This is a genomic window from Streptomyces sp. NPDC044719 (assembly GCF_056433405.1).
Genome location: NZ_JBWKHE010000004.1, coordinates 715,769 through 729,435, shown reverse-complemented (window position 1 = coordinate 729,435; position 13,667 = coordinate 715,769). Strand labels below are relative to the sequence as shown.

The 13,667-nt window shown below is 70.2% G+C and carries 9 protein-coding genes; 4 read left to right on the top strand and 5 right to left on the bottom strand.

Features of this window, described 5'->3' with window-relative positions; translation table 11 throughout:
* Positions 1-175: 175 nt before the first annotated feature.
* Positions 176-1,024, top strand: coding sequence for a DUF4394 domain-containing protein (locus AC07DF_RS19315; RefSeq protein ID WP_478972230.1), 849 nt, complete (start codon positions 176-178; stop codon positions 1,022-1,024).
* A 329-nt stretch (positions 1,025-1,353) separates the two neighbouring features.
* Here the strand turns inward: AC07DF_RS19315 and AC07DF_RS19310 are convergent, their stop codons facing one another.
* Together AC07DF_RS19310 and AC07DF_RS19305 are read right to left on the bottom strand one after the other, a co-directional pair.
* Entirely contained in the window at positions 1,354-2,472 is a 1,119-nt protein-coding gene (locus AC07DF_RS19310) for a fatty acid desaturase family protein (protein WP_478972227.1), read from the bottom strand.
* Between the two features lie 7 nt (positions 2,473-2,479).
* Positions 2,480-3,535: a ferredoxin reductase gene (locus tag AC07DF_RS19305; protein WP_478972224.1), complete on the bottom strand. Its 1,056-nt coding sequence runs from the start codon at positions 3,533-3,535 to the stop codon at positions 2,480-2,482.
* 86 nt (positions 3,536-3,621) lie between these two features.
* On the opposite strand from AC07DF_RS19305, the gene AC07DF_RS19300 reads away from it, so the two are divergent.
* Entirely contained in the window at positions 3,622-4,761 is a 1,140-nt protein-coding gene (locus AC07DF_RS19300) for a PucR family transcriptional regulator (protein WP_478972221.1), read from the top strand.
* A 68-nt stretch (positions 4,762-4,829) separates the two neighbouring features.
* On the opposite strand, the gene AC07DF_RS19295 is transcribed toward AC07DF_RS19300, so the two are convergent.
* The gene (locus AC07DF_RS19295; protein ID WP_478972218.1) at positions 4,830-6,608 is read right to left on the bottom strand and encodes a 2-oxo acid dehydrogenase subunit E2; all 1,779 of its coding nucleotides are present in this window, start codon (positions 6,606-6,608) and stop codon (positions 4,830-4,832) included.
* Positions 6,609-6,665: 57 nt separating this feature from the next.
* Between AC07DF_RS19295 and AC07DF_RS19290 the strand changes: the two genes are divergently transcribed.
* Positions 6,666-8,525, top strand: a complete 1,860-nt coding sequence (locus AC07DF_RS19290; protein ID WP_478972215.1) for an amino acid adenylation domain-containing protein — start codon at positions 6,666-6,668, stop codon at positions 8,523-8,525.
* A 238-nt stretch (positions 8,526-8,763) separates the two neighbouring features.
* Positions 8,764-10,914, top strand: a complete 2,151-nt coding sequence (locus AC07DF_RS19285; protein ID WP_478972212.1) for an MMPL family transporter — start codon at positions 8,764-8,766, stop codon at positions 10,912-10,914.
* A 278-nt stretch (positions 10,915-11,192) separates the two neighbouring features.
* Here the strand turns inward: AC07DF_RS19285 and AC07DF_RS19280 are convergent, their stop codons facing one another.
* Together AC07DF_RS19280 and AC07DF_RS19275 are read right to left on the bottom strand one after the other, a co-directional pair.
* Complete coding sequence (locus AC07DF_RS19280; RefSeq protein ID WP_478972209.1) at positions 11,193-12,644, bottom strand: HAMP domain-containing sensor histidine kinase; 1,452 nt, start codon at positions 12,642-12,644, stop codon at positions 11,193-11,195.
* A complete protein-coding gene (locus AC07DF_RS19275) occupies positions 12,641-13,333 on the bottom strand; it encodes a response regulator transcription factor (protein ID WP_478972206.1) in 693 nt (230 codons plus the stop codon). The genes AC07DF_RS19280 and AC07DF_RS19275 overlap by 4 nt, the downstream gene beginning before the upstream one ends.
* Positions 13,334-13,667 lie beyond the last annotated feature (334 nt).

Here is a 13,667-nt window from a genome sequence, read left to right as displayed (position 1 = left end):
GTGCGCAAAATTCCCGGATCGGGGTGTTTCCGTCAACCTTTCTACTTGTGGAGGAACTGTGAAACGGCCTTAATGAGAACCGCCTGCACAGGGGAATTCGCAGCCAGGCGCCTCGAATGGCGCTCACTCCAGCGGGAGGGAAACTCCGATGACAGCGGACACGAGAAAGAGAATCATGGCGGCGGTTGGGGTCATGGTCACCTCGACGGCGCTCATGCTCGGCACACCCGGTACCGGCTCGGCCGCCCCCGCCGCCACACCCAGCCTGCGGGCGTTCGGCATCAGCGGCGACGGCACCTTGATGGCCACCTTCACGACGGACCGGCCGCAGGTCCTCGACTGGGTCAGGGCCGTCAGCGGCCTCAGCGGCGACACAGGCCTGATCGGTATCGACTTCCGGGTGCAGAACGGCCTGATGTACGGCGTCGGCAACAAGGGCGGCATCTACACGATCAAGACCCCGTCGGGCACCGGGGACGTCGTGGTCACCAAGGTCTCCCAGCTCCAGTACGCGCTGAACGGCGCGAACTTCGGCGTCGACTTCAACCCGGCGGCCGACCGCCTGCGCGTGACCAGCGACAACGGCCAGAACCTGCGGCACAACCTCAACGACCACAGCACCATCCAGGACCTGAACCTCACCACCCCGCCGATCGAGGGCACGACCAAGGGCGTCTCGGCGGCCGCCTATACGAACAACGACCTCAACGGGGCCACCGCGACCACGCTCGTCGACATCAACACGAACACCGACCAGGTCGTCCTCCAGTCCCCGGCGAACAACGGCACGCTCGCCCCGACCGGCAGCCTGGGCATCGACGCCGGAATCAACGCCGGCATGGACATCTTCAGCACCCTGTCCGGCGGGAAGACGGTCGACAACGCCGCCTTCGCCACCCTCACCCCGTCCGGCGCCGGCACCCCCTCGCTCTACAGCGTCAACGTCTTCACCGGCCAGGCCACCTCCATCGGCCAGTTCCCGCTGAACATCACGGACCTGGCCATCTCCCTTACGGGATCCTGATCCGCGTTCCGAGGAGGGCCGAGCGGCGAACGACTACTGACGTTCCTGACCGCGCCGAGGAGGGCCGCTCTTCGGCCGGTCAGCGCCAGTAGTCGTTCGGCGAATCACCGGCTGCGGGTCGCGGCCAGCATGAGCCTGGCGGGCCCGTGGACCATGAAGTCTTTCGCGTCGGCGTTGCGCTGCTGGCACTCCCCCAAGCGCAGGAGCCCGCGCTTGGCGGCAACATCGGCAAGGACGCGGGCGCTCGCATCCAACTGGGCTCGGACAAGCCTCTCCCTTGGGGGCTGTTGCTTCTTGCTTGTCACGCGTCTGTGGTGCCCAGCCGGGAATCAGGCCGCGACGAGCTCCTGCTCTCGGTCCGGGGCTTTGACGTTGGGCTTCTTGTTCGGCAGTGAGAGCCGGAAGACCTTGCGCCACGCGGAGAACACCTGCTTGGGCAGCGGCCCGGTGACGTACTCCAGCTCGTACTTCTCGAACAGCGCGCGCACCTTCACCGCGACCTCGGCGTACCGGTTGCTCGGCAGGTCCGGGAACAGGTGGTGCTCGATCTGGTGCGACAGATTGCCGGTCATGAAGTGCATGGCCTTGCTGCCGCTGATGTTCGCCGAGCCCATCATCTGGCGCAGGTACCACTGGCCGCGCGTCTCGCCCTTGATCGACCGGCGCTCGAAGACCTGTACGCCCTCGGGGAAGTGCCCGCACATGATCACCGAGTGGGTCCAGAGATTGCGAACCAGGTTCGCGGTGAACGTGGCGGCGAGTGTGGGGAGGAACGACGGGCCCGACAGCAGCGGGTGGATCACGTAGTCCTTGAGCACCTGCTTGCGGATCTTGCGTCCCACGTCCCTGGCCCGCGCGCGGAACTCCGGGTTCTTGCGGCGGCGCTTGTGCAGGTTCTTGCCGAGTTCCAGGTCGTACGCCGCGATGCCGTACTCGAAGAAGCAGGCGTTGATGAAGTTCCACAGCGGCTGGCCGAGGTGGAACGGGTGCCACTTCTGGTCCTCGTCGACGCGCATGATGCCGTAGCCGAGGTCGTTGTCCTTGCCGATCACGTTGGTGTACGTGTGGTGCAGCTCGTTGTGCGAGTGCTTCCACTGGTCGGCCGGCGAGACGTGATCCCATTCCCAGGTGGTGGAGTGGATCTTCGGGTCCCGCATCCAGTCCCACTGGCCGTGCAGGATGTTGTGGCCGATCTCCATGTTGTCCATGATCTTCGCCACGGACAGACCGGCGGTGCCGATCAGCCACGCGGGCGGGAAGATCGAGAACAGCAGTACGCCCCTGCTGACCAGCTCGAGCTTGCGCTGCGCCGAGATGACCTTGCGGATGTAGGCGGCGTCCTTCTCGCCACGGCTGGCGATCACCTCGTCGCGGATCGCGTCCAGCTCGCGGCCGAGCTCCTCGATCTGCTCCGCGGTCAGGTGGGCGGTGGGGTCGATGGCGGTCAAAGGGTTCCTACCGTTCGATGTCGCAAGGGCCCGCCGCGGCGGACACGCAGGTCTGGATGAGGACGCCCGGCTCGGCCTCGGTGATCTCGCCGGTGCGCAGGTCGCGGACGGCGCCCGCCCTGAGGGGCGTGACGCAGCCGAAGCAGATGCCCATGCGGCACCCGGACGGCATGAGCACGCCGGCCTCCTCGCCGACATCCAGCAACGGCGTGCCGCCGGCCGCGTCGACGGTCTTGCCGGTGGCGCTGAACGTGACCTCGCCACCGTCGCCGGCGGCGACGATGCCGGGGCGGAAGCGTTCGGTGTGCAGGCGCTCCGGTACGCCGTGCTCGCTCCAGTGCTTTTCGGCGGCGTCGAGCAGGCCCGCGGGCCCGCAGGCCCAGGTCTCGCGCTCGGCCCAGTCGGGCACGAGTTCGTCGAGACGGGCGATGTCGAGCATGCCGTCCGTGTCGGTGTGCAGCTCGGTGAGACGCAGCTTCTTGTCCGCGACCAGGGCGTGCAGATCGTCACGGAAGATCACGTCGTGCGGCTGTGGCGCGGAGTGGACCATGACGACGTCGTCGAACTCGGTGTCGCGCAGCATGCCCATCACAGGCGTGATGCCACTGCCGGCCGTCAGGTAGAGCACCTTGGCGGGCTTGGCCTCCGGCAGCACGAAGTCACCGGTCGCCTGGTCGAGCTGGATCAGCGTGCCCGGTTTCACCCTGCGGACCAGGTGGTTGCTGACCTTGCCGTCCGGGATCGCCTTCACGGTGATCGTGACGCGGCCGTCCCGGCGGTTTGTCGGGGAGGTGAGCGAGTAGGCACGCCACAGGCGCACCCCGTCGACGTCGACCCCGATCCGCACGTACTGACCGGCTGTGTGGCCGCGCCAGCCCCGTCCCGGCCTGATCACGATGGTCGCGGCGTCAGCCGTCTCGGGGTGCACGGCCTCGATGCGCCCACGCAGGTCGGCGCCCGCGCGCAGCGGGCTGACCAGGTCGAGGTAGTCCGACGGCAGCAGCGGCGTCGTGACCATCTCCAGTAGTTTCCACGCCCTGCTGCGGAGGGCTGTACTCGTCATGACTACAGCTTGATGCGCTTCAGGGCGTAAAGTCCTGTCCGCAGGACGTGAATCTGAACGGCCAGATTGTTCGCAGGGAACAAAGTATGAGCCATGTAATCCGGAGGGCCACCGAACTGGCCCTGGATGAGACGACGGTCACCGCACTTCGGGCCGCGCTGAAGAGCACCGCCGACGAGGTCGTGCAGGCGATCATCGACGAGGTCCCTTCCTACGCCAACGCCCTTTCGGGGCACATGGGCGCCACCATCCGCCGAGCCGTCCGCACCGCCCTGGGTCACTACCTGGACGTGGCGAGCGGGAACGCCACGGGCGGCGACGCCGGCGACGCGGCCTACGAGCTGGGCCGCGGCGAGGTGCGTGACGGCCGTTCGATGGACGCCTTGCTCAGCGCCTACCGCGTCGGCGCCCGCGTGGCCTGGCGGTGCCTGGCCGCGGGTGCCGTACCCGCAGGTCTGCCCGCCGCCGAGGTCGCCAAGTTCGCCGAGCTGACCTTCGCCTATATCGACGAGCTCTCCGCCGCGAGCGCCGCGGGCCACGCCGACGAGCTGGCCGCCCGCGGCCGGGTTCATGAGCGCCACCTGGAACAGCTGGTCCGCGACCTCCTCACCGGCGCGAGCCCGGACGTGCTGCTGGCCTCTGCTCAACGGGCCGGGTGGCAGCCTCCGGTTTCGCTGACCGCGGTCCTGCTGCCCGCCGCCCAGGCCCGGCCCGCCCACCGCGCGCTCGACCCGAGCACCCTCGTCCTCGACGATCTGCCGGACGCCTTGGGCGTGCTGCTCGTCCCCGATGCCGACCGATCACATCTGCTGAGGCAGCTGGCCGACCGCACCGCCGTGGTCGGCCCGCCCCGGCCATGGACGCGTGCCTCCGCCTCGTACGCACGAGCCGTACGCGCGCGCTCCCTCTCCTCCGCTATCCGAGACACCGAGGACCACCTGCCCGAGCTGGTACTGAGCGCCGACGCGGACGCGTACGCAGACCTGCGCGACCGAGCCCTCGCACCGTTGCGGACCCTGCCTGAGGCGACCGCACGGCGGCTGGAGGAGACGTTGCGGGCGTGGCTGCTGCACCAGGGCAGGCGGGAGGAGGTGGCGACGGCGTTGTTCGTCCATCCCCAGACCGTCCGGTACCGGATGTCGCAGCTGCGGGAGCTGTTTCCGGATCTCGCATCGCCACACCGGGCCCTTGAACTGACGCTGGCGGTCGGTCTTCGGGTCAGCTGACGCGCGCCCGGCACCGAACGCGCAGCCGCCGAAGCCGCGCTCAAAGGCGCGTGGAGCACACCATCCGGCTAGCGGGCGTCCTCCGCCACATGGGTGAGGAACGCGGCGGCGGTGACGCCGTCGCAGACCCGGTGGTCGAAGGTCAGGGAGAGGTGCGTGACCCTGCGCACCGTCACCTGCCCGTCGTGCGCCCAGGGCCGGTCGAGGATCCGGCCGATGCCGAGCATGGCCGCCTGCGGGTGGTTGAGGAGCGGAGTGGCGCCGTCGACGTGGAGAGGGCCGTAGTTGTTGACGGTGAAGGTGCCGCCGGTGGTGCAGGCCCTGGTCAGCTCGCCCTGGCGAGCACGGGTCGTCAGTCTGCGCAGCTCGTCGGCCAGTTCGCCGGGGGTGAGCAGGTGGGCGTCGCGCACCACGGGAGTGCGCAGGCCCTGGTCGGTCTGGGCCGCGATGGACAGGTGGACATAGGGCAGGTGGACGAGTTCGGCGCGGTCGGCGTCGATCCGGGCGTTGAGTTCCGGGTACTTGACGAGACCTGTCACGCACCGCGCCGCGAGGGTGGGCAGCAGGCTGCGGGCGGGTATTCCGGTGACGTCGGTGTCCAGCCAGATGGTGACGGCCGAGGTGTCGCGATGGGCGCGGTCGTACTTGCGGGCCGCGGGGGCGAGAGGCGTGCGCCGGCCGGGGCCCTCGGCGGCCTCGGGACGCGTGCCGTAGCCGGTGAGCACCGCACCGGAACCGGCGGTCGTCTCGGGGCGGACGGACAGGAGTGGCGCGCCGACCGTGACCGTCTCTCCCGCACGGCAGTGCAGTCGCGTCACGGTCCCGGCGAAGGGGGCCGGGAGGGTGACCGCGGCTTTGGCGGTCTCGACCTCGGCGACCGCCTGGTCCACCGCCACCGTGTCGCCCACGGCCACCCGCCACTCCAGCACCTCGCCCTCGGTGAGTCCCTCGCCGAGGTCGGGGAGGACGAAGACGTGATCCCCGGCGTCCGGCCTGCGGGGCGCGGCGGCTCGGGGCGCGGAGGCTCGGGGCGCGGCGGGCTCGTCGCCCAGCAGCCGGTCCAGTGCTGCCAGGACACGCTCCACCCCCGGCAGGTGGACCTCCTCCAGGAGCGGAGGCGGGTACGGGATGTCGTAGCCGGTGACCCGGAGGACAGGCGCCCGGAGCGAGCTGAAGCACCGCTCCTGGACGCGGGCGGCGATTTCGGACGCGACCGAGGCGAAGCCCTGGGCCTCCTGGATCACCAGGCACCGGCCCGTGCGCCGGACCGACGCCTCCACAGTGGCGTCATCGAGGGGCGTGAGGGTGCGCAGGTCGACGACCTCCACGTCCCAGCCGCGCTCACTCGCGGCCCGGGCCGCGTTCAGGGCGACGGGGACGGCGGGACCGTAGGCGACGAGGGTGGCGTCGGCTCCGGGGCGACGGACGGCCGCGGTGCCAAATCCGGCCGTGTGTGTCGGCAGGGCGAGTTCGCCCTTGGTCCAGTAGTGCTTCTTCGGTTCGAGGAAGACGACCGGGTCGGGGTCCTCGACCGCTTCCCGGAGCAGGGAGTAGGCGTCGTCGACGGTTGCCGGGGCAGCCACCTTCAGGCCGGCGGTGTGGGCGTAGTACGCCTCGCTGGAGTCGCTGTGGTGTTCCACACCGCCGATGCCGCCGCCGTAGGGGACACGGATCACCAGCGGCAGCGGGAGGGCGCCGCGGGTGCGGTTGCGCATCTTGGCCACGTGGGAGGCGATCTGCTCGAAGGCCGGGTAGGCGAAGGCGTCGAACTGCATCTCCACGACCGGCCGGTATCCGGCCATGGCCATGCCGACCGCGAGGTGCGGTGCGATCACCTGAGCAGCCACATCTCCCCGGAGATCGCCGCACAGTTCGTACGACACCTCGCACACGTACACCGGCAAGTGCTGCACCACCCGGGGGCCCAGCTCGACGACGTGGAGCTGCTCGACGCCTCCGAACGCGCCCGTACGATCGCACTGGGCCGCCCGCCCCGCGCCCTGACCACCAGCCCGAAGAGCGTGCCGGAGGAGTTCGCCCGGATCGCGGCGGCGGCCCCGGGCCGGGTCGCCGTGACCGACGGAACCACGGACCTGACCTACCGTGAGCTCGACGAGCGTGCCGCCCGGTTGGCGTCCGGTCTGCGCGCTCGTGGCGTCGTCGGTGGCGACCGGGTGGGCGTCTGCCTGGACCGCTCGGCCGAACTGGTCGTCACCCTGCTCGGCGTGCTCAAGGCGGGTGCGGCCTACGTCCCCGTCGACCCGGCCTATCCGGCCGAACGCCTCGCCCACACGGCCGGGGACGCGCACCTGGGGGTGCTGATCACCCGCATGTCGGCCTTCCCGGAGGCGCCGGGCTGCGTACCGGTGACACCGGAGGACTTGGTGGACGCGGCATCCGAGGGAGAGGAGGCCCTGCCCTCCCCCTCCCCCGACGACCCGGCGTACGTCATCTACACCTCGGGCTCGACCGGCCGCCCCAAGGGTGTCGTCGTACCGCACCGCAACGTGATCGCTCTGGTCGATGCGACCCGCGACGAGTACGAGCTCGGCTCCGACGACGCGTGGACGTGGTTCCACTCCAGCGCGTTCGACTTCTCGGTGTGGGAGATCTGGGGCTGCCTGCTGACCGGAGGACGTCTGGTCGTCGTCCCGTACTTCGTCTCCCGTGAACCGGACAGCTTCCGCGACCTCCTGGTGAGGGAGAATGTCACGGTCCTCAGCCAAACCCCGTCAGCCTTCGCGCAGTTGCTGTCCGAGGACCACTCCGAACTGAAGGTCCGCCTGGTCGTCTTCGGCGGCGAACCGCTGGACGCGCGCATGCTCCTGCCCTGGTTCGACCGGCACCCGGAGCGGTCCTGCCGCGTGGTGAACATGTTCGGCATCACGGAAACGACCGTCCATGTCACCGAGCAGACCCTCGACCGGGGGCTGGCACTGGCGTCCACCCGTTCCGTAGGGCACGCCCTGCCCGGCTGGCACCTGTACGTACGGGACCCGGCCGGCCGGCTGCTGCCCCCAGGCGTGGCGGGCGAGATCTGCGTAGGCGGTGCGGGAGTGGCACTCGGCTACCTGGCCCGGGAGGAACTGACCACCCGACGGTTCGTCCCCGACCCGTACGCCGACGGACCGAGCGGCACGATGTACCGCAGCGGTGACCTCGGCCGCCTTCGCCCCGACGGCCGCCTCGAACACCTCGGCCGCCTCGACAACCAGGTCAAGATCCGTGGCTTCCGCATCGAACTGGACGAGATCCGTTCCGTCCTCCTGGAAGATCCCACCGTTCGCACCGCCGCCGTCCTGGCTCGCCACGACGACCCCACCGACCCGTCCACCGCAAGAATCGACGCCTACGTGGTCCTGTCCCACCCCGATGGCGACATCGGGGCAATCCGCGAACGAGCCGCGGGATATGTGCCCGACTTCATGCTCCCCGCCACCGTCACCGCTCTGGACACGCTCCCGCTCACCCCCAACGGAAAACTGGACGCGTCCCGACTCCCCGAGCCCGCCCGGATCACGGGTGGCGTTGGCTCCCCGGCCGACACCCTCAGCGAACACCTGACCGAGATATGGAGCGAAATCCTCGGAGTCCCCGTAACTCCCGATGACGACTTCTTCGAACTCGGCGGCAACTCCCTCCTCGCCATCCGCATCGGCGCCGCCCTCCGCGCCCGAGGCTTGCCCTCACTGCGCCTGCGTGAGCTGTACCGCAACCCGTCCATCCGGGCCACGGTCGCGAGTCTCCAGGCTCTGGAGGGCTGATCAAGCTCCCCGTACGGCGCTCGGAGCACCGACTTGGGCTCGGATATCCCCGGCGCACCGCCGCAGGAGCAACTACGTGATCGGCATCGCCGCATCGCCTCCGGCGCCCTCATGCTGGCCAACATCACCATCTACGACGGACGCCGGTTACTTCACAGGCTCTAACGGTGGTCTCAGCTTCGCTCGTTAGGAAGTAGGCATCAGATGAGCGATGCAACCTCTATGTAGGAGGCTAGTGATGGCAGTCAACGCAGCGCCGTCCGGGGAAGCGCCGGCCGGTCGGTTGGCAGGCCGGTGGGTGCCTTGGTTAGTGATTGGCTTGTGGCTGGCGCTGGCGGTGTTCATGGTGCCGCTGAGCGGAAAGTTGAGCTCGGTCACCACCGACAGCGCCGTGGACACCCTGCCGGCCAGTGCCGAGTCCACCAAGGTGGCGGTGCTGGACGACAGTCTCCCCGAGGGTGACGCCAGCGAGTTCGTCTTCGTGTACCACCGCGACGGCGACATGACCGACGCCGACCGCGCGACGGTCGAGCGCCACTACGACACCCTTGCCAAGCGGTACCCGCCGAAGGCGACGGCGGAGGCCGACGAGGACGACGAAGGCCCACCGATGAGCCGCTCCGCCGACGGCAAGGCGATGACGTTCACCCTCGAGGTGAGCACGACCTACGGCGCACCGGAGGACATCGTCGGCCCGTTGCGTGACGCCGCGAAGGACCGCCCCGCCGGCCTGGACCTCGACGTGACCGGCCCGGGCGCGATCGACGGCGACATGGACGCCGTCTTCGACGGCATCGACGTGCAGGTCCTCCTCACCACCATCGTCGTCGTCACGCTACTGCTCATCCTCACCTACCGCAGCCCGGTGTTGTGGATCATCCCGCTGGTGGCCGTCGGCGCGGCCGCACTGACCTCGATGGGGACCGTCTACCTGCTCGTCAAGGGCTTCGGCATCGTGGTCAACGACCAGAACTCGGCGCTGCTGACGATCCTGGTGTTCGGCGTCGGTACGGACTACGCGCTGTTGCTCATCGCTCGATATCGGGAGGCACTGCACCACCATGAGAACGTCCGGGTCGCGATGGTCCACGCGCTGCGCGGCGCGGCGCCGGCCATCGTCGCGTCCGCGGCCACCGTGGTCGCCGGCCTGCTCTGCCTGCTCGTCGCCGACCTGAACAGCACCAGCGGGTTGGGCCCGATCGGTGCCGCGGGCATTGTGTGCGCGCTGGTGGCCATGCTGACGCTGTTCCCGGCGGTGCTCGTGGTGCTCGGCAGGCGGATCTTCTGGCCGGCCGTCCCGCGGGTCAGCACGGCCGTGGAGGAGAAGCCGGGGCTGTGGGGACGGCTCGGCACCGCCATCAGCCGCCGCCGGTGGGTGGCGACGCTCGGCTCGCTCGGAGTCCTCGGCGTGCTCGCCCTCGGGCTGGCGGGCAACACCGGCAACCTGCGGGAGCAGGACCAGTTCCTCTCCGCGCCGGAGTCGGTCACCGGCTTCACCGTTCTCCGCCAGCACTTCCCTGAGCTCGGCGGCCAGCCGATGACGATCTTCACGCGGCCGGCGCACCAGGAGCGGGTGCTCGACGTCGTCAAGGACACTCGCGGTGTGGCCCAGGCCGTCCCGGAGCAGACCAGCGGTGGCTGGGCCAACATCTCCGTGTTCCCGAAGGACGCGCCGGACACCGTCGCGGAGTACGACACGATTCTGCGGGTGCGCACCGCCGTGCACGCGGTGAGCGGGGCGGAGGCGATCGTCGGCGGGCCGAGTGCGGAGAACCTCGACACCGAGGTGACCACCAAGAGCGACGAGAAGCTGGTGATCCCGCTGGTGCTCGTCGTCGTCCTGATCGTCCTTGGGCTGCTGCTGCGCGCGATCCTGGCCCCGCTGGTCCTGATGGCCACCGTGATCGTCTCATTCGCCGCGGCCTTCGGCGGCAGCGTGTTCGTCTTCGACACGATCCTCGGGTTCAAGGGCATCGACAATTCGGTGCCGCTGCTGGCATTCCTGTTCCTGGTGGCGCTCGGCGTCGACTACAACATCTTCCTGGCCAGCCGGGCCAGGGAGGAGACCGTGCGCCTCGGCACCAGAGAGGGCATGCTCAAAGCCCTCTCGGCCACCGGTGGCGTCATCACCTCGGCAGGCCTGGTCCTGGCGGCCACGTTCGCGGTCCTCGTCACGCTTCCGCTGGTGATGCTGGTCGAGGTCGGGTTCCTGGTCGCCTTCGGCGTGCTGCTCGACGCCCTGCTGGTGCGGTCTGTCCTGGTGCCCGCCCTCACCCTGCTGATCGGCCGGCGCATGTGGTGGCCGAGCCGGCTGTCCCGGCCGGCGGCGAAGCTGCCGGCCCGTCAACAGTCGCGCGCCGACGACGAGGAGCCCGCGCTGCAACGGTGAGCGCGGCGGCACGGACGAGATCCGGGACGGGCACCCAGGCCCGTCCCGGATCTTTTCGTGGGCCCGACGGTCGCCGCCCCTTGGTCCTGCGCCACACGCCGGGGCCAGGGTCGCGCACCGCGGTGTCCTACCCGCTGGTGGGCCGCTTGTCCTGCGCCGTGCGGCCGGGGCCGGGGCTCGGCGCACCGCGGTGTCCTGCCCCGACGGTGAGCCGCGCGGGACCATGCCCGAGGGCCGCCCGCCGTCCCTTGTCCTTCGCCGCGCCGACGGGAGGCGGGTCAGCGCACCGTGGTGTCCCCTCCGGCGGTGAGCCGCGCGATCGGGGCGGGCGGGGCCGCGGCCGGAAGGTCGACCCGAAGCAGCGCGCCACCGCGTGCGGAACGGGCGACGGTGGCCCGGCCGCCGTGGGCGTCGACGACCCGCTGCACGATCGAAAGACCCAGACCGGATCCCGGCAACGCCCGGGCGCTGTCGGCACGGTAGAACCGGTCGAACACCCGCGGTACGTCGGCGGCGTCGATGCCCGGCCCGGCGTCGTCGACCTCGAGCACCGCCGACGCGCCTTCGGCACGGAGCCGGACCTGGACCGGCTGGTCCTCGGGGGACCACTTGCCGGCGTTGTCGATGAGGTTGAGCACCGCCCGCTGGAGCGCGGCGGGACGCCCGCTCACCCACACGGAGGTCACGTCGAGCGCGACCTCGATGTCGGGCATGCGGGAACGCGCCCGGATCGCGGCGGCCACCACCACGTCGGCGAGGTCGAGCAGCTCGGTGTTCTCGTCGCTGACGTCACCGCGCGCCAGGTCGGTCAGCTCGGCGGCGAGGGTGCCCAACTCGGCCACCTGGGCGCCGAGATCGTTGAGCAGCCGGGTCCGGCTCTCCGCCGGCAGTGCGCTGTCCAGGGTGCCCCGCCGATCGAGCCGGATCAGCAGCTCGACGTTGAGGCGCAGGCTGGTGAGCGGGGTCTTGAGCTCGTGGGCGGCGTCCTCGGCGAGCAGCCGCTGGGCCCGCCGGGAGTCCCGGAGCGCGGCCAGCATGTCGTTGATCGACCGGATCAGCCGCCGGATCTCCCCACCGCCCTCGTCCGGGATGTCGGCGTCGAGATCCCGGGTGTGCGCGACACGCACCGCGGCGGCGGTCAGCCGGTCGATCGGTGCCAGCCCGGTCCGGGCCACGGTCCGACCGACAAGGGCGCCGCCGGCCATGCAGAACAGCCCGATCAGCAGCATGCCGAACCCGAACCGGTTGATCGGGCTGTCGTCGGCGAGGTGGGCCACCTGGACCGCGCCGTCACCCGCCCGCAGGGTGTATATGAGGTAGCCCTCCTCCTCGCTGTCGTTCGACTCCATCAGGTCGGCCGACGCGCCCCGCGCCACGCGCCCGGCGTCCTCGCTGACTGGGGGCAGCGCGGGTTGACCGGCCGGCGTCCGGGTCGAGCCGTCGGGCAGGATGACCCGCACCAGCCGGCCGGATCCGGGATACGGCGGTAGCCGGACCTGCGCCGGACCGGCGCGCTGCGCGTCCGCCGCCAGGACGCGGGAGTCGGCGCGCAGCTGATTCTCGGCGGTGTCCCGCAGTTCCCAGTCCATCAGCTCGCTGGCCACCTGGAAGGCCACGAACACGCTGACCGCGATGGCCGTCGCCGCGATCACCGTCAGCCTGGCCCGCAGGGACCGCCGGCGCCACCATCGGGTCAGCCGGCGCGGTTCCCGGCCGGCGGACCTGCTCACGGAGGAGTCTCCCGCAACGTGTATCCCAGGCCGCGCAGCGTGTAGATCAACCGCGGCTCACCCTCGGCCTCCATCTTGCGGCGCAGGTAACTCACGTACACCTGGAGGTTGTTGGCGGTGGCGCTCATGTCGAAGCCCCAGATCGCCTCGAACAGCGCGTCGCGGGTCAAGACCCGGGTCGCGTTGCGCATCAGGACCTGCAGGAGGGAGAACTCGGTCCGGGTCAGGCGCAGCGGCCGCCCGCCCCGCCACGACTCGAACCTGTCGGGATCGAGCCGGACGTCGGCGAACGACAGGATCTGCGACTCCCCGTCGGTCGGCGTGCGCCGGCGCAGCAGGGCCCGCACCCGGGCCAGCAACTCCTCGGTGGCGAACGGCTTGGGCAGGTAATCGTCGGCGCCCGCGTCCAGCCCCGTGACCCGGTCGGAGACCTGGTCACGGGCGGTCAGCATCAGCACCGGCAGATCCCGACCCGCGGCCCGCAACCGCCGGCAGGTCTCCAACCCGCCGAGGCGGGGCATCATCACGTCGAGGATCAGCAGATCCAGCGTGTCACCGCCGGCCCCACCGACCCCGTCGAGCACGGCGAAACCGTTGGCGACGGTGCTGGTGTCGTAACCCTCGACCTGGAGCACCCGCTCCAGCGACTCACGGATGGCCACTTCATCATCCGCGATCATGATCCGCACGCCGGCCCGCCCCCTCCCAGTCGATGCTTTTTCCGCTCATTCTCCCCGATCAACCTGAGGCCAGGATTAGAGCGTCGCAGGGGACCGCGCTCTCAGCTTAAAGATCAGAAGCTGTCCCGCTGCCCTGTTTCGGCCGGGTCCGTGGGCATCGGACTCACCATGGAGGGCAGTGTCCCGGGCCATCGACGGAGGTCAGTAGCCCGGCAGCCCTGAGGCGGTCGAGGAACTGGGCGGTCTGCTCGATGACCTGATCCAGTCTGTCGGCGGCGACACACACGGAGCCAAGCAGGGCGTGGGCGTCCTTAGAGCTCGTGTCATTTGGTGGGTTGGGGAC

Coding starts and splice junctions, on each gene's coding strand:
- AC07DF_RS19315 (WP_478972230.1), top strand. CDS start 176: ATGGCGGCGGTTGGGGTCATGGTCACCTCGACGGCGCTCATGCTCGGC.
- AC07DF_RS19305 (WP_478972224.1), bottom strand. CDS start 3,535: ATGACGAGTACAGCCCTCCGCAGCAGGGCGTGGAAACTACTGGAGATG.
- AC07DF_RS19300 (WP_478972221.1), top strand. CDS start 3,622: ATGAGCCATGTAATCCGGAGGGCCACCGAACTGGCCCTGGATGAGACG.
- AC07DF_RS19285 (WP_478972212.1), top strand. CDS start 8,764: ATGGCAGTCAACGCAGCGCCGTCCGGGGAAGCGCCGGCCGGTCGGTTG.